Source organism: Alteromonas sp. ABD4_190 (assembly GCF_056160105.1).
The window spans coordinates 2,647,488-2,666,405 of record NZ_JBSWWN010000001.1 but is presented as its reverse complement, the minus strand read 5'-3'; the positions used below and the strand labels follow the sequence as shown (position 1 = coordinate 2,666,405).

General features: G+C 45.3%; 15 protein-coding genes. 7 read left to right on the top strand and 8 right to left on the bottom strand.

Going from position 1 to position 18,918, the window contains the following annotated elements:
- Window positions 1–300: 300 nt before the first annotated feature.
- From ACXAFM_RS11725 to ACXAFM_RS11705, 5 genes are all read right to left on the bottom strand, one after another.
- Window positions 301–1,989: a S8 family serine peptidase gene (locus tag ACXAFM_RS11725; RefSeq protein ID WP_474829655.1), complete on the bottom strand. Its 1,689-nt coding sequence runs from the start codon at window positions 1,987–1,989 to the stop codon at window positions 301–303.
- A gap of 524 nt (window positions 1,990–2,513) precedes the next feature.
- On the bottom strand, window positions 2,514–3,254 hold the full coding sequence (rlmB, locus tag ACXAFM_RS11720) for a 23S rRNA (guanosine(2251)-2'-O)-methyltransferase RlmB (RefSeq protein WP_474804420.1): 741 nt from the start codon (window positions 3,252–3,254) through the stop codon (window positions 2,514–2,516).
- On the bottom strand, window positions 3,255–5,672 hold the full coding sequence (gene rnr / locus ACXAFM_RS11715; RefSeq protein WP_474834659.1) for a ribonuclease R: 2,418 nt from the start codon (window positions 5,670–5,672) through the stop codon (window positions 3,255–3,257).
- 330 nt (window positions 5,673–6,002) lie between these two features.
- A complete protein-coding gene (locus ACXAFM_RS11710) occupies window positions 6,003–6,350 on the bottom strand; it encodes a HigA family addiction module antitoxin (protein ID WP_474834657.1) in 348 nt (115 codons plus the stop codon).
- A gap of 8 nt (window positions 6,351–6,358) precedes the next feature.
- Window positions 6,359–6,658 (bottom strand): hypothetical protein, encoded by a 300-nt coding sequence (locus ACXAFM_RS11705; protein ID WP_474834655.1) that lies wholly within the window; start codon window positions 6,656–6,658, stop codon window positions 6,359–6,361.
- Between the two features lie 221 nt (window positions 6,659–6,879).
- On the opposite strand from ACXAFM_RS11705, the gene ACXAFM_RS11700 reads away from it, so the two are divergent.
- Window positions 6,880–8,574, top strand: a complete 1,695-nt coding sequence (locus tag ACXAFM_RS11700) for an alkaline phosphatase D family protein (RefSeq protein WP_474834653.1) — start codon at window positions 6,880–6,882, stop codon at window positions 8,572–8,574.
- Between the two features lie 63 nt (window positions 8,575–8,637).
- On the opposite strand, the gene ACXAFM_RS11695 is transcribed toward ACXAFM_RS11700, so the two are convergent.
- Window positions 8,638–11,001 (bottom strand): TonB-dependent receptor, encoded by a 2,364-nt coding sequence (locus tag ACXAFM_RS11695; protein ID WP_474834651.1) that lies wholly within the window; start codon window positions 10,999–11,001, stop codon window positions 8,638–8,640.
- Window positions 11,002–11,313: 312 nt separating this feature from the next.
- Here ACXAFM_RS11695 and ACXAFM_RS11690 point away from each other — a divergent pair, with 312 nt between their 5' ends.
- Both ACXAFM_RS11690 and ACXAFM_RS11685 read left to right on the top strand, forming a co-directional pair.
- Complete coding sequence (locus ACXAFM_RS11690) at window positions 11,314–11,595, top strand: PepSY domain-containing protein (RefSeq protein ID WP_474834649.1); 282 nt, start codon at window positions 11,314–11,316, stop codon at window positions 11,593–11,595.
- Window positions 11,596–11,696: 101 nt separating this feature from the next.
- Window positions 11,697–12,266 carry a cytochrome b/b6 domain-containing protein gene (locus ACXAFM_RS11685; protein ID WP_474834647.1) on the top strand — a complete coding sequence of 190 codons (570 nt, stop codon included), beginning with the start codon at window positions 11,697–11,699 and terminating at the stop codon, window positions 12,264–12,266.
- Between the two features lie 12 nt (window positions 12,267–12,278).
- Here ACXAFM_RS11685 and ACXAFM_RS11680 read toward each other — a convergent pair whose 3' ends face one another.
- Window positions 12,279–12,923 carry a tetratricopeptide repeat protein gene (locus tag ACXAFM_RS11680; protein WP_474834645.1) on the bottom strand — a complete coding sequence of 215 codons (645 nt, stop codon included), beginning with the start codon at window positions 12,921–12,923 and terminating at the stop codon, window positions 12,279–12,281.
- A 163-nt stretch (window positions 12,924–13,086) separates the two neighbouring features.
- Window positions 13,087–13,338, bottom strand: a complete 252-nt coding sequence (locus tag ACXAFM_RS11675) for a TIGR02647 family protein (protein WP_118491853.1) — start codon at window positions 13,336–13,338, stop codon at window positions 13,087–13,089.
- A gap of 297 nt (window positions 13,339–13,635) precedes the next feature.
- On the opposite strand from ACXAFM_RS11675, the gene ubiD reads away from it, so the two are divergent.
- The 4 genes from ubiD (at window position 13,636) to ACXAFM_RS11655 (ending at window position 18,809) form a co-directional block, all read left to right on the top strand.
- Complete coding sequence (ubiD, locus tag ACXAFM_RS11670) at window positions 13,636–15,102, top strand: 4-hydroxy-3-polyprenylbenzoate decarboxylase (RefSeq protein ID WP_179984729.1); 1,467 nt, start codon at window positions 13,636–13,638, stop codon at window positions 15,100–15,102.
- 97 nt (window positions 15,103–15,199) lie between these two features.
- Complete coding sequence (gene fre, locus ACXAFM_RS11665; protein WP_474829636.1) at window positions 15,200–15,895, top strand: NAD(P)H-flavin reductase; 696 nt, start codon at window positions 15,200–15,202, stop codon at window positions 15,893–15,895.
- A 201-nt stretch (window positions 15,896–16,096) separates the two neighbouring features.
- Window positions 16,097–17,509: a M28 family metallopeptidase gene (locus ACXAFM_RS11660; RefSeq protein WP_474834643.1), complete on the top strand. Its 1,413-nt coding sequence runs from the start codon at window positions 16,097–16,099 to the stop codon at window positions 17,507–17,509.
- A 274-nt stretch (window positions 17,510–17,783) separates the two neighbouring features.
- Window positions 17,784–18,809, top strand: coding sequence for a substrate-binding periplasmic protein (locus ACXAFM_RS11655; protein WP_474834642.1), 1,026 nt, complete (start codon window positions 17,784–17,786; stop codon window positions 18,807–18,809).
- Window positions 18,810–18,918 lie beyond the last annotated feature (109 nt).

Genomic DNA, 18,918 nt, shown 5'->3' with positions numbered 1-18,918 from the left:
TCCTTTGAAGTTGTTCTTTATTGGTTTAAGACTGTGTTAACGCAAGCAAGCACACGTAACAGCGCTTATATTCGCTCGCACAATACAGCGATATGGCTATCTGAGAAGACGTTAGTTCAGGGCTTTACGCTATCTTTGCAAAGCTGACTTTTCTTTATAGAAGTTGACATTTCGCTGTGGTAAATCCTGACTCTAAAAACGCAGAACAACCTGTATAGTTGAACGATTGATGCGGTAATAGGCATAAAAAAAGCCTGCTGAGAAGCAGGCCTTAAACGTGTCGTTGGGAGACGGTGTTATTTATTCATACGAGTAAGATAGCGTTACACCGCTGTATGAAGAATACGCGCGAATACCGATGTGCCATGTACCTGATGCTGGCGCATCAAAAGTACATACTTCACTGTTACCGTTTTGATAAGGGCGGCAATCGTAGCTATTGGTTTCTGGCTGTGAACCGAACTTCACATAAAGGTCAGCGTCGCCTGAGCCACCGGAGGTACGAATCGTCATTTGCGTTACGCCTTCTGGAATAGTCCAGGTGTAGCGGTCCCAGTTTCTGCGCGTACCTGAAAGGCCTGTAAGCTGACCTGATACTGGTTCTACGCCCGGCTCAGAACCGCCACCGCCACCAGTACCGCCACCGTTACAACCGTTGGTGTTAAGGTAGTTGTAGGCATCAGCTAGCTGCATTAAGCCATAACCGTAGAAGTTATCGCGACCCGCGCTGCCTTTATCTTCAGCCGTTGCGTTAAGTGCACTACGAATTTGGTTGTTTGAACACTGCGGGAAGTAACTCCATACTAGTGCTGCACCACCAGCTACGTGTGGCGTAGCCATAGACGTACCACTTAGCGCTGCGTAAGTATTCGTCGGATAAGTAGACTGTACTGCACTACCTGGTGCAGCTATCTCAACCTGATCGTTATATTGGCTGTAGCTTGCACGGTTTTCATTTGAGTCTACCGCTGCTACCGACATTACTGCATCGTAAGAAGCAGGATAAGACTTTGCACTGTTACCATCGTTACCCGCAGCAGCTACCAATAACATTCCAGCATCAGTGAAGCTTTGCATAGCATTACGTTCGGTATTAGATGAACTGCCGCCACCTAAGCTCATGTTTACTACATTTGAACCTGCATCCTGACACTGAGTGATCGCACCGATTAAGTCAGACGCATAAGTCCATTGGCCATTGTCGTTAAAGATCTTAACGATATGCATATCTACACCTGGATATACACCTACCACACCTTCATTATTATCGTATGCCGCAATGGTACCCGCTACGTGAGTGCCGTGACCGTTGCCGTCGTTATACCAGTTACCAACGGCACTGTTGTTTGCTTGCCCCGTAACACCATCGTTTGTACCAGGCAAATCTGGGTGGCCTAGGTTATAACCCGTATCAATGATACATACCTTACGAGCTGTAGTATCTGACTGACCAAACTGATTCGCTTGGACCATGGTGTAGCCGTATGGCGTAGTTTGCGCCATTGGCTTACGACGAACGTCCACTTCGATGCTTTCTATATTAGGGTTTTTACGAAGCTTATTGAGTGCAGACTTGCTCATGGTAGCCGCTACCATTTTATGCTTCTTAAGCTCTTTCTTAATCAAGCCACCTGCTTTTCTTACTTCAGATTTAGCTGAAGCAATGCTGAAAGGCTTTTTGTTTTTCAGTTTAGTCTTGGCCTTTGACTTGGCTTTGCTACTGCTAAGCGTATCACTTGAACTGGCCACCTCTAGAGTTTCACTTATCATTTCGTCTTTAAACTTAATGATATAGCGCTCTTGATCTACCGTTACAAGGCGGTCAACAGTGAGCTTTTTGCCTAGCGCTTGTTTTAGGGTTTGAGGCTTTTCCTTAACTTTTACCAGACCTTCGCCTGCTGCCATTGCAGAATTACCCATTAAGCCAAGTGATACAGCTAAAGCAGCTGCTGTTAGACATGTGTGTTTCTTATTTAATTTTGAGTTCAAAATTTATTTCCTGTTTTATCTGTCTTATTAACTTCAGCACTGTTTTTGTCCGTGCTTTTGAAGCTGTTTGTTATTAAATGACATACAGGTATAACCATTACCTCATACGAAAAGCTCATCCATGACAACCGACGCAACTGCGTTGCAACGACCTACCCGTTTGTCAGGTATGTAAATAACCAGCAACATGCAGGTTAGTTACAGAGCTCATATTAGGCGGCTAATCAATTAGTTAAGTATATTGCATTAACCCTGGTAAGTATTTTTTATACCATTAAAAATACTTTTAAAAACACCAAACATTATGAGAAGCACGCCAAATGCGTTCTACGAGCCAATTCATATTAGGAATAAAATTTCATAATTAACATTTATCTTACGAACTCAAATGTAACAAAATATTAAAATAGTTATAAATTTTGCTTGCATACAAAAAAGCGCGTGTTCCTCTCGGAGCACACGCTTTTTTTCAAATATGTTATTGTATTGGTTGCCAAAAACTTACTAATACAGGCTACAGCTCTTTACAAACCGCGCTGCCTTACGATTTCGTATAAACAAACGCCTGTTGCTACCGACACGTTCAAACTTGTTACGCTACCAGCCATGGGTAACTTAACCAGCTCGTCGCAGGTTTCTTTTGTTAGTCGACGCATACCTTTACCTTCTGCCCCCATTACTAAAGCAGTTGGGCCTTTCAGGTCAACATCATAAAGGGTTTTATCGGTTTCACCGGCGGTACCCACAATCCAAAGCCCTTTGTCTTGAAGGTGCTTCAAGGTTCTGGCAAGGTTTGTAATTTGAATTAGCGGCATCACTTCAGCTGCACCACAGGCTACTTTTCGCACCGTACCGTTTAAACTTGCCGACTTATCTTTAGGTACAACCACGGCGTGTACGCCCGCCCCATCAGCCGTACGTAGGCATGCGCCTAGATTATGAGGGTCGGTAATACCATCTAACACTAAAATTAGCGGCTGCGACTCTCGCTCAAGTATTTTATCAAGGTCCGCTTCATCCATTACGCGAGCAGGCTTTGCTTTGGCAACAACGCCTTGATGCTGTTCGCCGTTTACTTTCTCGTCTAACGCTTTACGCTGACTAAACTGAACTGAAATTCCGAAACGGCGGGCTTGGTTAACAATGTTGGTCAAGCGTTCATCGTTACGCCCTTTTAAAACCCACACTTCCATTACACGCTCGGGCTCTTTTTCAAGTACCGACTGCATGGCATGTAAACCGTATAACCATTCTTGCTGCGCCATTTAACGCTTACCTCTTTTATTCAATGACAATGTTTTTCCGCTGCTACCGCCTTTTGCGCTGCCGCGACTTGACGATTTTCCACCGCTTCGACTAGACGAGCTTGAGCCGCCTTTACCTTTGCTCCCTTTCTTATCAGAACGGGAGTCTTTACCAGAGCGGGGCTTATTATCAAAGCGAGTAGGTTTGTCTGAAGCCTTTTTAGCTGTCTTCACTTTTACCTTCTTGCCTTTAGTGCTGCGCAGCATAGACTTATCGAGTAATAAATCAATCTTTCTTTCATCAAGATTTACCGCCGCAACGGTTACTTCAACCGTATCACCAAGTCTAAACTGACGATGGCCCGACTCACCCACTAGCGCTTGTTTAACATCATCATAGTGATAATAGTCATCATCTAATGATGTTATATGTACTAAGCCGTCAATATGGTATTCAGTAAGACGCACAAATAAACCAAAGTTTGTAACCGAGCTCACTACCCCTTCGAAGGTGTCGCCTACGTGGTCAAGCATGAACTCGCATTTAAGCCAGTCGGCCACATCGCGGGTGGCATCATCGGCGCGGCGTTCTGTCATTGAACACTGTTCACCAAGCTGCTCAATTTCTTCAACAGTGTAGTTTTTAGCACCGCTTACCGCCTTTTTACCCTGCTGTTTAGCAATAATGCCTTTCAATGCACGGTGTACCACTAAATCAGGGTAGCGACGAATAGGTGATGTAAAGTGGGCGTAAGCTTCTAGCGCCAAACCAAAGTGCCCTACGTTTTCGCCATCGTAAACCGCTTGCTTCATAGAGCGCAGCAGCATAGTTTGAATAAGCTCTTCGTCTACTCGACCACGAGTTTTAAGCACTACATCGGTAAACGCGGCTGGCTCGGCATCTTCTACAATGGCGTGAGGGATACCAATTTCACTTAAGTAGCTGGTAAAAGCAGTAAGTCTGTCGGCGTCTGGCTTATCGTGTACACGATATAGCGCTGGCGCTTCATGCTTTTCTAACATCAACGCCGCACTTACGTTCGCCATGATCATGCATTCTTCAATGAGCTTATGCGCATCGTTACGCACTAAAGGCACGATATTTTCAATCTTGCGCTGGGCGTTGAATACGAACTTCACTTCTTGGGTTTCAAACTCAATGGCCCCGCGTTTAGCTCGAGCTTTTTTGAGTGCACGGTACAAGTCGTGAAGATTGCGTAAATGTGGTACATGTGGCTCGTAACGCTGATGAAGCTCTTTGTCGCCTTGAAGAATATTCCACACTTTGGTGTAGGTTAAACGGGCATGTGAATTCATTACCGCTTCGTAAAACTGGAATTCTTCCAGCTTACCATTCGCGCTGATGGTCATTTCACACACCATACAAAGGCGATCTACTTCAGGGTTCAATGAACACAAACCGTTAGACAATACCTCTGGAAGCATAGGAATTACTTGGTCAGGGAAATACACCGAGTTACCGCGCTGCTGGGCTTCATCATCAAGGGCTGAGCCTGTTCTTACATAATGACTTACATCGGCTATGGCTACCCATAGTTGCCAGCCACCATCGTCTAGCGGTTCGCAGTATACTGCATCGTCAAAGTCGCGGGCGTCTTCGCCGTCTATGGTAACAAGGGGGAGCTGGCGCAAGTCGATGCGACCTTCTTTGGCTTCATCTGGCACTTGGTCGGTAAGCTTTTCCACCTGCTTGGTTACGCCATTTGGCCACTGGTGTGGAATATCGAAAGTGCGAAGCGCCATTTCTATTTCCATTCCCGGCGCCATATGCTCACCAAGTACTTCAACAATTTTTCCCACCGGGTTCATCTTACGGCGTGGACGCTGAGTAAGCTCTACCACTACTACCTGCCCCATGCGGGCGCCGTTAGTGCTTTCTGGTGGAATGACAATTTCATGCTGCAAACGGCTGTCGTCTGGCACTACCATGCCAAAGCCTTGCTCAACAAAATAACGACCAACAATAGGTTCGATGCGCGGCTCAATGACTTGCGTCACAAAGGCTTCTTTTCTGCCGCGACGGTCGGTACCGCTAATACGCGCTTCTACCACGTCATCGTGAAGGAACAAATTCATTTGCCCAGCACTTATAAATAAGTCACCGCTTTTGTCTTCAGGACGCAAGAAGCCGTAACCATCTCGGTGACCAATAATTCTGCCTTTTATGAGTTCATCACGGTTTTGAAGTATGTACTTTTTCTGCTTAGTGAATTGCACCTGCCCTTCGCGCTCCATGGCACGTAGTCGGCGCTGAATACCAATTCGCGCTTCTTCATCGAACGCGTTCACCAAATTACAGATATCAAGAAACGACAACGGCTTGTCGTGTTCTTTTAATAAACTCATTAAGTATTCGCGGCTGGCTACCGGATTTTCGTACTTCTCTTTCTCGCGCTGATAATGCGGATCGTCACTCATGTATTTTTAAATTACCTTTAATTGCTTTGTTCAAAACGTCTTCGTTGGTGGCCTTTCTCTTAAAAGCGCTATGGAAAACATTGAATATGATTTTTTAGACACACAAACCAATTTTGGTTCATGTGGTTATTTGCTGCACAGTATAACAGTATTTGCACTAAAAGATTGCGCGTTATTCGGGCCCACAGGAATTGGAAAATTACTTCGCGAGGATCGCAGATAGCGCCGCTGTCAAAAGTAGCCCATTTTGGTGTAGGTGCAGATAAAAAAGTTCGGTAAGTCCGGCTTATCCAAGTATCACGGCGATGAGCCCGATAGCTGAAATAACAGTTAATAAATAGATTGTAAGCTGGGTTTATTATTTGCTGTCCTATATAAGTCGTAAGCGACTTGGTAATGCATCCATGCCTGAGCACTTATCCCACTTACGGCTTCAAGCTTACGTGCGAATTCAATAGTCAAACTTGAATGGCCGTTGACGAATCGCGATAAATGTTTGCATGAGACTTCTAAATATTGCGCAATCTCTGATTGCTTCAAGGGTGACTTCGACATGCACCTGCGTTTGAATACTTCACCTGGATGAGGTCTTTTAAGATGTTCGGGCCTTGAACCTCGCTCTCCGGTATCAATTAATGCTTTGCCCCGGTCATCTTGATATTCAATACCTATGTGCATGCTTTGTTTCATGGGTTGTACTCTCTGTAATCAAGGCTGAAACAGTCACCATCGTTAAAATAGCAAGTTACCGCGCCACAAGGTTCTACATTATTCACCGTGATAGTCACATACCAAAGGGCGCTTCTTTCAGGGCTTACCGCTCCGATATCTAGCAAATCTGATACATGTGAGGCAGCATCTAAATCGAACAACGCGTTCCAGACTTCATGACGATATGCTAGCGGCAGCCATTCATCGTCATCAGAGAGCCACATTGAAAGTAGCTTTTGATGTAGAAAGCTTACAATTGCCATCCAACTACTCATAAGATTACCACAGAGGTAATTTTGCTTCAAAAAGATGTTCACATATTAGCCAGAATCTAAAACGTAAACTTCGATCTAAAGTAGTGTTATTGATTCAGCTAAGCCTGACATCTCTATGTCACAAACACTCAGTATAAAAATGGTTTTCGTTTTTGTTGCATGAGCGTTCAACAAAACAATGACATCACCAGTTACCTTACAAACTTATAAAGAGCAGGCATATGGATAGAAGAACGTTTATAAAGCTGTCGTCATTCGCAGGTGCGAGCGTGGCAGTGTCTACAGGGCTAGCGGGCTGCACAGTGAGCAATTCAGCAAATAGCCAACCGCAAACTAACGCAACCTTTACCCATGGTGTAGCTAGTGGCGACCCGTTAAAAGACGCCGTTATTATCTGGACGCGCGCCGTGCCAAACCCAGGTTCGGGTTTAGCCAAAGCCGATATTTTATGGGAAATGGCGAGCGATGCTGATTTTGCCAACGTGGTAAGTAGCGGCATTGTTGAAGCTAAAGCAACGCATGACTTTACCGTAAAAGTAGACGTGGCAGGTCTTAGTCCTGCTAACCGTTATTTTTACCGGTTTAAAAGCGCTGATAATACAAGCCCTGTGGGCGAAACCCGTACACTGCCTGAAGCTGATGTGTCTAACGTTACGTTCGGCATATTTTCTTGCTCCAACTACCCTGCTGGCTTTTTCACGCCTTATATGGAAGCAGCGAAAAACGACAACATCGACTATGTATTGCATCTTGGCGACTACATTTATGAGTACGATGGCAAAGGTTATGCGACTGAGCATGCAAAAGAGATCGGCCGAACCTATGCGCCTGATAACGATACCGAGCTTTATACGCTAACCGACTACCGCAATCGCTATGCGCTGTATCGCACGGATGAAGGCTTGTTGGCATTACACCAAAACAAGCCGTTTATTGTGGTGTGGGATGACCATGAAATTACAAACGACACCTATAAAGACGGCGCGGAAAATCACCAAGCGGATGAAGGCGATTTTTACGAGCGTCGTGCAGCGGCCGTTCAAGCCTATTATGAATGGCTACCTATACGCCCACCGTTTGGCACCGAGCGCTTAGAAATTTATCGTCAGTTTACCTTTGGTAAACTTCTTGATTTATACATGCTCGACACCCGCGTTCTTGCTCGCGACAAGCAACTTGAGTACGGCGACTATCGCGATGATGAAACAAAAGCGTTTGACCAAGCTGGCTTTATGAAAGATATCAGTAATCCTAGTCGTGGGCTTTTAGGTGAAACCCAACGCAACTGGCTACATTCGTCTATGAAGCAAAGTCAGGCTAAATGGCAGGTATTAGGCCAGCAGCTATTAGTTGGCCGCATGCTCTTCCCAGTATCTATTTTTAACGGGGTTGAACGGAATGAAATTCCTGCTCATGTACATAGGCTCGCGAATATCAAACGCAAACAAAAGCAAGGTGGCGCACTTAGCGAACAAGAACTTGCGCTTATCAATACGGTAATGCCCTACAACTTAGACGCATGGGATGGATACCCTGTTGAACGTGAACAGGTTCTGATGCAGCTAAAATCCATCGGCAAACCCGTTATTGCCCTTGCAGGTGATACTCATAATGCATGGCACAATAAGTTAACCCTGAAAGATGGCACAGAAGTGGGCGTTGAGCTTGCTACACCAGGCGTGACATCACCCGGTATGGAACATTATTTAAGTATGGATGATGAAATGGCAGAAACCCTTGCTGATGATCTCCCCCTTCTTATTGAAGACTTACAGTACTGCAATCTTCACCAGCGCGGCTTCATGACATTGACCGTTAGCGAGGATAACGCTAAAGCGACCTGGCACTATGTGGATGCGATTTTGACCAAGGCAGGAAAAGTGGTTAATACGCATAGCTATGAAATAAACGCGTAGTAAATAGCATTTGTTTAAATTAAGGCGCTTAACCCAGTTAAGCGCCTTAATTTTTAGGTATTTCTAAAACTCGTAGTAAACACGCACACCGGCAATACGAGGCATACCGCGAACGAAGGTAGGAATGCCTAAACCACCGCCCGTGTTACCTGCATCAATCAAGAACTCTTTATCAAACATGTTGTTTACGTAAAACTCGTAGGCAAACTTGCTGTTGTCTTGAAGCAGTTTCACCGACACGTCGGTAAGCGAGTAAGTATCCTGAGAAAGGCCAGGATAATTACTGCTTTCAAAGAACACTTCAGACTGGAAGCTGGTTAGCCAGTTAACATCAATGTCAAAGCTGTCCATGTTGAATACTTTGTTGATGTTGATGGCACCGCTAACCTCTGGCGCTAAGCGGAATTTATTGCCGCCGTACTGAAACTCAGAACCATCAGCAGTACTGTCTGCAAACTCTGCGTCAAGGAAACCTAGGCTTGCTGTTAGCGTTAGCGTTTCGCTGTAGTTATAGGTCGCCATGCCTTCAATGCCCGACATGGTCGAGTCGCCTACTGTTACGGTAATAGACTGCAAGGTTTCTGCATCGGTAAAGCTTTGCTGATAATCGCTGTATTCGTAGGTAAAAATGGCGCCCGAGAACAGGAAGTTGGCGCTTTGATACTTAACACCCAAATCGTAGCTATCTACAATTTCAGCTTTTGTCACGTTAACGCCACCCGCGTTTGCATCCACAACCGGTGAACGACGACCTTTGGCGTAGTTCGCATACAAGTTCCAGTTGTTGTTCACGTCATAGCTTACCGCGAAGCGTGGCAGAGTATCGTCAAAGTCGCGCTCGGCATCGAACGTAATTGCACCGTCTGCAGTGGTAAAGGTATTTCGCGTATAACGGGTCTCATCAATGTAGCGAACGCCAGCCGTTACGTTAATATTATCGGTAACAAAATACGACACTTCAGCAACGTAGGAAGCAATGTCTAGCTCTGCTTCAAAGGTAAACGGCCCTTGTATAAAAATAGGCGGTAGCGCTGGGTTAGAAATAGGTGAGCCATCGGCATTAAATAGCTGCGACACCAACATAGCACGTAGCGCTTCAATGTCTTCTAACGATGCGTCGGTAGCGATATTTTGGTTAAGTGGAATTTTCGAGGTGGCCTCAAGCTGTGCTCTTACTGCATCAAACGTTCCTCGTATAAATGGGTCTACCATCACATAGTAAGGCAAAATCGATTCATCTTGAGTAATAGACGCGCCAACAAACGCTGCAAGCTTGTCACCTGAGTCATACACCAAACGCATTGACGCACCTTGAAGTGTGGCATCGTTATCGAAATAAGCATCTTGAATACGAAGTGCAGAACCGTCTGCATCAAAACCTTCGCTTACTTCTACATCTTTATAGTAGGCATCGGCGTGCAGGCTAAGCATTTGGTTGAAATCGTAGTTTACAGTTAAGTCGTAGGCTTGAAGCGTACGCTCAATACCTAACTCACTGCCCAAGCTGAACTCAGCATCGGTAAAAGGGCTAGTATCTCCATCATTTGGTGCAATAGAACCCGACTTGAAAGCAATGCCCGGCTGGTCATTATACTCCATGGCCGCACGAGCAATAATTTCTAGCTTCTCATAGCTTGCAAGCCAAGTTGCGCGAAGTGCTTGCACCGACACTCCCTGAAGATCTTCGCTATTGCACGGTACTTCTTCACCTAAATGGTTATACATGTTGGCATTACCGTAGTATGAATCAGCGCTACAGGCATTGTTTTCTACAATGCCGTCCATTTCTCGGTAAAGCCCGGCAATTCGGAAACTGTGGTTGTCGTTAATAGGCTGGTTGTACATAAACTCAACTTCTTGGCCTTGCTCTGAGTTATAGCCAACCTGCACTTTGCCTTCCTGTTCAAAGGTAGGAAGATTAGAATGAATACTTACCGCTCCGTTAGCCGCGGCTACGCCAAAAAGTGTTGGCTGCGGGCCTTTTAAAACCTCTACGCGGGCAATATCGTAAAGCGCGACACTGGCTACGGTTTTCTTACTGATATCAAAGCCATCTTGATATACCGATATGCGAGGCGTTGCCGACACTGACGACACATCATCGGTGACACCGCGAATATTAAAAGACGGTAGGCTTACAGCCTGTTCCTGAATTTGAACGTTAGGCAATATGCGAGAAAGCTCATCAAGCTCCACGATATTGGTACGCTCTAAAAACTCACTGCCGATTACATCCATAGTAACAGGCACATCCATTACGGACTGCTCACGCATTTGGGCGGTTACTGTAATCTCTTCTATATAGTCAGTTTCGTTTTCTGTGTCGGGCGCTACTTCTTGTGCAATTGCTGCGCTTGATAGAGCAAACGCAATCGTTGTAGCAAGTAAAGAGCGTGAATAAACGGATCTAGGGTACAGAGGACGCATCAAATCATTCCTTTCGTGTGCTTAGTGGGTGTTTTATGTATTTTTATAAGCAGTTCACCGGTAGATTGGCGACATTGCCTACTTTTTAGAATTATCGAAGCACAAGAATGTAGAACGCTTCTGCGAAGGTTCGATGAAGCATAGGTGACAAGTCAAAGGCACTTTTGTGACAGATATATACCATTCGAATAATCTATGCCGCGATATATGTCTATTGCAAAAACTCCCCTTTGAATCATAGAGCAAACTAAGTAGACTCATTTAACGTAGGACAGAAACAACGTTTAACTAAAAAGCGAAATGGAGACTGCAATGAAAAAATTAATGATGGCTACGGTTATTGGCGCTGCGACCCTATTAACTGCTTGTAGTGCAGAGCATGGCACTACGCAGTGTACTACTGCACCTGAAGCTGAATGGCAAAATCAAGATGCGTTTCAGGCTCAGCTATTAGCGCAAGGCTACAAAATCAACGAATTTAAAGTAACTAGCGGCAACTGCTACGAAATCTATGGTTTTGATAAAGAAGAAAACAAAGTAGAAATTTATTTCAACCCAGTTGATGGCAGCATTGTTAAGAAAGAAATGCACTAGGCGTGTTTTAGCAAACGGCTGATAGCTCGCTTGCTTTAATACTTGATAAAAACGCTGCAAACTATTGCAGCGTTTTTGTTTTACCTTAAGAAAGTTATGTAATGTACAGACCTAAAGATACGCCTTCGGACATTTATATTTGGGATTGGGTGCTGCGCCTATGCCACTGGGGCCTTGTCGTTACCTTTGTGACCAACTATTTTATTGTGGAGCCAGGTCGCCTTTATCACGAAATAGCTGGTTATATCGCGGTAGCGTTTATATCCATACGGGTTAGCTGGGGCTTTTTATCAACCAAATTCGAAGCTAGTAAAAAGGTTGCCACTGAATACGCAAGCTTTTCTAATGTGTCATTGCATCAACAAGCCTTCACTGAACATATTCAACACGTAAAACAAAAGAAAATTCCCACTCACCATGGTCATAACCCGTTCGGCTGGCTAATGATAATGGCCGTTATCACGCTAATGCTGGGATTAGGTATTACTGGTTTTATGATGGAAGAAATAGATGCCATGTTCGGTAATAGTACGCTGGAATGGATACACAGTATTATGGCTGATGTGCTTTACGCATGTGTGCTAGTACACGTCGCTGCAGTGTTTGCTGTGCAATCTATGGGAAATATTCAGTTAATTCGCCCTATGCTTACAGGCTGGCGGAAGCGTTAGGCCTCAGTAATATTAACTGTCTAAAGGTCGCTTTGCTTCACGCACAGCTTTCGGGTGCATAAGTTTTTCTAAACGAGCGAGGTAAGACGCTATCTGCTGGTGCTGTTTTTTGTCGTTGGTCACCGAGTTATACAACCAGTGATACGCATCTTCATAATCGTAAGGGCTACCGTGACCTTCTAGAAACAACTCGACCAAACGAATCTGCGCTTTTAGGTTTTTAAGTGCTGCGGCTTCTCGTAAGTACACCACCGCGCGTGCTTTATCCTGCTGTACCAGCGTGCCCTTTGCATAGTAACGTCCAAGCTGCTCAAGTGCCGCTGGCAAACCTTGATTCGCTGCGTCTTCCATATAACCAATTCCACGAGCGGGTTCAGCATCTACGCATACCCCCCACGCCAGCATATCGCCCCATAAAAATTGGTAGGCTGGAATTTTTAGCACATCGGCGCGAGCTTCAATGTCTTGAACAAGCTGACATCTGTCTTCTACCACTTTATCTAGGTGGGTATTCGCGTTAATCATGTCGATGAGCGCGTCTTGGCTGTAAAGCTGAACGGCACGCAGCTCTTCTATCGTCTCACCTTCAAGCGCATGAGCAGAAAACCCCGCTACGGAGGCACAGATTAATAGAGCGGTAGATATAATTTGTTTCATAGCTAAGCAATAATTGTTGATAACGCAAACTTAGTTTAGTTATCGACCTAGTATAGATTAACTTAACCAATAGACGCTTTTCTTTACGTAAATAATTGCGCGCGGCCAAAGCCTATTTCACTTTGACCCATCTATTAAAAGATATAGCAAAAAAACGTTTAGGCTAATGACTACTTTTTCGCGGGCACATGGCGGATTGGATATGACGGGCGTGGTCGGCTAAATCAATACCTAAATCAGTTAGGTAACCACCGTCTGGCTGGGTAATTAAGCCTTTCGAGTACAGCCTGGATGCTGCGTTCACCATGCTTTGACTGGCATCGTGATGGATTTTCAGCCCCTGAAGCAGACTGTCTGCAGGAAACTTCAGTAGCAAATTTAACTCGTCTAGCATGTCCTGATCGAATGAACTCATGTAACCACCTTAGGCAAAAAAAGGGTTATTAGGGTTTTAATGCACGCGCATTACTGCGGCGTGTTATCGCAAAGCACTAAAATAGAAGGGCTAAGTAAGAATACGCACGCCGTGCGCTATTGGCCCGTATTTGTTAAATTTCATAACATATTGCTATATCACACTTAAATGGCGCCACTGTAAAGGTTAATTTGTCTGTAGAACGTTTAATGTTGGTTTCACACCGCTTACTGATCGGACTTTGCACTAAAATGGTATATTCTTGCCATAAATAACGTGTGTGGATACGCCAAACAGATGAAGTACAAAGATTTACGCGACTTTATTCGCCAGCTTGAAGCAAAAGGCGAGTTGGTACGCATTAGCCAGCCCATTGATACCGACCTTGAAATGACAGAAATTGCCGATAGGACTTTGCGTGCTGGCGGCCCTGCACTGTTGTTTGAAAACCCTAAAAACCACGATATGCCGGTACTGGCGAATTTATTTGGTACACCAGAGCGTGTGGCTATGGGCATGGGGCAAGATTCTGTTGAAGCGCTACGCGAGGTGGGCAAGTTGCTGGCTTACCTAAAAGAACCTGAGCCGCCGAAAGGGCTTAAAGACCTTTGGGAGAAACTGCCAGTATTTAAGCAGGTGCTGAATATGCCCGCCAAAGTACTTAAAAAAGCGCCTTGTCAGGAAGTGGTGCTCACCGGTGACGATGTAGACTTATCAAAAATTCCGGTTCAGCGCTGTTGGCCGGGTGACGCTGCACCTTTGGTAACCTGGGGTTTGAGTGTTACTAAAGGACCACACAAAAAGCGCCAGAATTTGGGGATTTACCGTCAGCAGGTTATTGGCAAAAACAAACTCATTATGCGCTGGCTATCACACCGTGGTGGTGCCCTTGATTTTCGCGAGTGGTGTCAAACCCATCCGGGCGAACCCTACCCTGTGTCTGTGGCGCTAGGTGCAGATCCCGCCACTATTTTGGGCGCGGTTACTCCTGTTCCAGATACCCTTTCAGAATATGCTTTTGCAGGCCTACTGCGCGGCGATAAAACCGAAGTGGTTAAGTCTATCAGTAACGACTTACAAGTACCTGCCAGTGCCGAGATTGTGCTTGAAGGCTATATCGCACAGGATGAAACTGCACCTGAAGGCCCTTATGGCGATCACACTGGGTATTACAACGAAGTCGACGACTTCCCTGTGTTTACCGTTACCCATATTACGCACCGTAAAGATCCTATTTATCATTCTACCTATACAGGCCGTCCACCCGATGAACCAGCCATTTTAGGTGTTGCGCTAAACGAAGTGTTTGTACCAATTTTGCAAAAGCAGTTCCCTGAAATTGTTGATTTCTATTTGCCACCGGAAGGCTGCTCTTATCGTATGGCGGTAGTTACCATGAAGAAACAGTACCCGGGCCACGCAAAACGGGTAATGATGGGCGTGTGGTCTTTCCTAAGACAGTTCATGTACACAAAATTTGTGATAGTGTGCGATGACGACGTTAACGCGCGCGACTGGAACGATGTTATCTGGGCTATCACTACCCGTATGGACCCAGCCCGCGACACGGTGATGATAGAAAATACGCCTATCGATTACTTGGACTTTGCGTCACCGGTTTCAGGGCTAGGTTCGAAAATGGGCATGGACGCGACAAACAAGATGCCGGGCGAGACCGACCGTGAATGGGGCGTGCCCATTGTGATGGACGAAGACGTTAAGAAACGCGTTGATGATATTTGGGACAGTCTTGGTATTATGTAGCGACTCGATGTAGCGCTATTAACGATTATTAAAGCATGCGCTTGTCTCAAAGCGCATAAAAAGGCGACAAGCTAGCAAGAAGGTTTAAAGAGAATACATGTCAGAGATTAAGTGTAAGGTTGCAAGCATCACGCCTTTAACCGAAGTGGTACAAAAAGTTGAATTGACGCCAGAAAGCCCTGTTGAGTTTAAGGCGGGTCAGTACGCTATGGTGGTGATGGGCGAAAAAGATATGCGCCCGTTTTCTATTGCTAATGCCGCGTTTGATAACAGCCGCATTGAATTACACATTGGTGCAGAGCCTGGCAACAGCTACGCTGGTGAAGTGCTAGAGCGCATGCGTGCAGATGGCGAAATTACTGTAAACGTAGGTAATGGCAATGCCTTTTTGCAAAGTAACGGGCTGCCTATGGTGCTTATTGCTGGTGGTACTGGCTTTTCGTATACCTACTCAATTCTGCAAGAGCATCTTAATAGTGGTGACAAAACACCACTTACCCTTTATTGGGGTGGAAAACACGCGGCTGATTTGTATTTAGCTGACAAGCTAACTGAACTCGCTGAAGCTAACGATCACTTCACTTTTGTGCCGGTTGTTGAGTTTGCATGTGACGAATGGAAAGGCAGAACGGGCTGGGTACACCATGCGGTAATGGCAGACCACGCTGACTTTGCGAACGTTCAAGTATATGTTGCCGGCCGCTTCGAAATGGCTAAAGTCGTGCGCGACGATTTTACTCAGCGCGGCTTAAAAGTTGAGAACCTGTTTGGCGACGCATTTGCGTTTATTTAAGCGCTAGCGTACACCTCACATTGTGAAAGCCGGCGAATGCCGGTTTTTTCGTTCTTTGTTACAGATCGTTTTTTATACTCAGCGCCTTACTCCGCTTTTCAATCGCAATGACTTGCGATGACCAACCATTAAACAGGTTTACTCCAATTGTAGCCAAGCTGCGTATTGGTTATGGTGGAAAGATAAACAATGGAGAGAACAATGATAAAAAACCTATCCGCACTCGCTAACTTAAGCGCAAAAATAAGTAAAAACACCCTGCTGACATCTGCTGTATTATTGAGCGGCACCGTTTCTTTCGCTGCTCACGCACAAAGCGAACAGCAGCAAGCACTTTACGATATTGCTAAAAATGTCTCTGCCGAAAACATTGAAAAAGACATTACCAAGTTGGTGAATTTTGGTACTCGCCATACCCTTTCTGAAACCGAGTCTGATACCCGTGGTATAGGCGCTGCGCGCCGCTGGATTAAATCTGAATTTGATAAAATTTCAGCTGAGTGCGGTGGCTGTTTGGAAGTGTACTACCAATCAGAAGTGATTAGTGGTGAGAAACGTATTCCAGACCCAGTGGAAGTGGTCAGCGTAATTGCGATTCAGCGTGGTAGTACTGATCCGGACCGCTATGTGATTATGTCTGGCGATATTGACTCACGAGTATCTGATGTCATGGATTTCACGTCTGACTCACCGGGTGCAAACGACAACGCCTCGGGTGTTGCCGGTACTCTTGAAGCGGCACGAGTATTATCAAAGTACAAGTTTAACGGCAGTATCGTGTATGCTGCACTATCTGGCGAAGAGCAAGGGCTTTTCGGCGGGCGTATTATGGCAAACCATGCCAAAAAAGACGGCTGGAGAATTAAAGCCGTGCTCAATAACGACATGATAGGCAATATCGAAGGGGTTAACGGTGTGATTAATAACACCACCGCTCGCTTGTTTGCCGAAGGTACACGCGTAACCGAAACGGAAAAAGAAGCGCGAATGCGACGATTCACCGGGGGTGAAGTAGACTCGCCAAGCCGAAACCTTGCCCGCTATATCGATAAAATTGCCGATAAGTACATTGAAAATTTAGACACTATGGTGATTTATCGTTTGGACCGCTTTGGTCGTGGTGGCCACCATCGCCCGTTCAATGATTTGGGCTACCCGGGTATTCGTATTATGGAAACTAACGAAAACTACACCCGCCAGCACCAAGACCTTCGCGTAGAAGACGGTATTGCCTATGGTGATACCTTAGATGGCGTTAACTTTGACTACGCCGCTAAGCTTACCGGTTTAAACGCTGTTTCTCTTGCAGCAATGGCCTGGGCGCCTAACCCACCTGCAAACGTAGAAATTGCCGGCGCCGTTCAGCCCTCAACCTTTTTGAAGTGGGATGCACTAGACGCTGAAGAGAACCCTCAGCTTAAAGGGTACAAAGTCTATTGGCGTCATACTGATGCTCCGCAATGGGAATACAGTAAGTATGTGGGCAATGTGACCGAAGCCATGCTTGAGAACGTTGTTATCGACAACTACTTTTTTGGAGTTGCCAGCGTTAACAAGGACGGTGTTGAAAGCGTTGTCGTTTATCCAGGTCCTGCGGGAAGCTTTGGAGAATAAGCGTTTGTATTGAGCGCTTATATTGAGCGTACCTATACGCTTACTCATCCAATTACGTATCCGATCAAGTTCGTGACGTTAAGTGGGTAATGGAAACTGGCTTATCGTCACGAATGACTTTACTCAACAAAAGCCTGCCTAGACGTTAGCATGACACACAATTAATTGATGCCGCTTACATTTTGTTAATTTAAACCAGTGCGGGTTTATTGGAATTAACTGACTAACTACATTACAGTGTAATAAATGCATGACGGCAGTTCGGAGTTCACCTTTGGTAAGATTTAGCGCATTTTCGCTCTCTTTTTTTGCTCGACGCCTTTCCTTGTTAGGCATCATCCTTGCCCTTTGTTTAGTCAACATTTCGCCTTTACAAGCCGCCCCCACGACTTTAGGTGCCGCTTCCTTTGAAACTTATATAAGCGATGATGGTGAGCCTGCTCGAGTTAATGCTTTGCTTGAAAAGGTGTTTGAAAAGGCGGAGTTGGATATTCAACTTCAGGTTATGCGACAAGCTTTTTTAGGTAGCTCTGTACTAACAGGGAAATTAGACGGTGAGTTTGCCCACATAAATTTGGGCGAGGACAGCAGCAATTATTTTCTATCCGACATTTACTTACCTGTTTATCTTTACGCAGTAAGTAAGAAGGCAAACGTAGAAGACATAAAGCTTTTTCCACACTTAAAAGGTAACCGGGTTGCGATTGAAAACCGCTTTGCAAACACACCCTCGTTCAGACTACTTAAAGATATAAAGTGGTCGCGCAACCCCACAACGTTTGATGCCTTTCGCCAACTTGCCGATGATAGAGCACCTTACTTGATTACTACCCAGCTTCTCACGCGAGAGCTAAACATACTGCTGGCGAACGATAACGAAGAAACTTTGCACTTTTCAGCAAAGCCTTTAGCCAAAACGGGGTTTCAAATAGCTATCAGTAAAAATGTTGCCAGTGCTGAGAGCATTATTGCAAAATTTAACCAAGCCATATCAACGTTACAAAATAACGGTGAACTTAATCAGCCTCTTGCATTGGCATGGCTAACGAAAGATGTGAATGGAGATGGCGTAGCCGACTATATTGGACATAGCAGCATAACTACAACTGCGGACTTATTAGACACAGTTTACTCGCTAGATGGTAAGCCTACCTCTGAAAGCAGCATGTTTTATGTTGATGGTAAGCAATATGTATCGTTAGAAGAGGCACGCGCAGTACTCTCAGCTAAAGAAAGCTTATCGGCCCGAGAGTCACTTTTAGATAAAAGTGTCTATGAACAGCTGCTTCGCCGCTGGTAGATGAATTTTGAAAGCCTAACAGATCCTAACTCGCTATTGGGCATCAACGGAGCCTGATTTAAGACTCTGTATTCAGGTTGTAGTCAATACAATGCCACGCAGTATGCAC

What these genes read in the sequence shown, in the direction of transcription:
- rlmB (WP_474804420.1), bottom strand. Translation starts at nt 3,254, where the DNA reads ATGGCGCAGCAAGAATGGTTATACGGTTTACATGCCATGCAGTCGGTA.
- rnr (WP_474834659.1), bottom strand. Translation starts at nt 5,672, where the DNA reads ATGAGTGACGATCCGCATTATCAGCGCGAGAAAGAGAAGTACGAAAAT.
- ACXAFM_RS11710 (WP_474834657.1), bottom strand. Translation starts at nt 6,350, where the DNA reads ATGCACATAGGTATTGAATATCAAGATGACCGGGGCAAAGCATTAATT.
- ACXAFM_RS11705 (WP_474834655.1), bottom strand. Translation starts at nt 6,658, where the DNA reads ATGAGTAGTTGGATGGCAATTGTAAGCTTTCTACATCAAAAGCTACTT.
- ACXAFM_RS11700 (WP_474834653.1), top strand. Translation starts at nt 6,880, where the DNA reads ATGGATAGAAGAACGTTTATAAAGCTGTCGTCATTCGCAGGTGCGAGC.
- ACXAFM_RS11695 (WP_474834651.1), bottom strand. Translation starts at nt 11,001, where the DNA reads ATGCGTCCTCTGTACCCTAGATCCGTTTATTCACGCTCTTTACTTGCT.
- ACXAFM_RS11690 (WP_474834649.1), top strand. Translation starts at nt 11,314, where the DNA reads ATGAAAAAATTAATGATGGCTACGGTTATTGGCGCTGCGACCCTATTA.
- ACXAFM_RS11685 (WP_474834647.1), top strand. Translation starts at nt 11,697, where the DNA reads ATGTACAGACCTAAAGATACGCCTTCGGACATTTATATTTGGGATTGG.
- ACXAFM_RS11680 (WP_474834645.1), bottom strand. Translation starts at nt 12,923, where the DNA reads ATGAAACAAATTATATCTACCGCTCTATTAATCTGTGCCTCCGTAGCG.
- ACXAFM_RS11675 (WP_118491853.1), bottom strand. Translation starts at nt 13,338, where the DNA reads ATGAGTTCATTCGATCAGGACATGCTAGACGAGTTAAATTTGCTACTG.
- ubiD (WP_179984729.1), top strand. Translation starts at nt 13,636, where the DNA reads ATGAAGTACAAAGATTTACGCGACTTTATTCGCCAGCTTGAAGCAAAA.
- fre (WP_474829636.1), top strand. Translation starts at nt 15,200, where the DNA reads ATGTCAGAGATTAAGTGTAAGGTTGCAAGCATCACGCCTTTAACCGAA.
- ACXAFM_RS11660 (WP_474834643.1), top strand. Translation starts at nt 16,097, where the DNA reads ATGATAAAAAACCTATCCGCACTCGCTAACTTAAGCGCAAAAATAAGT.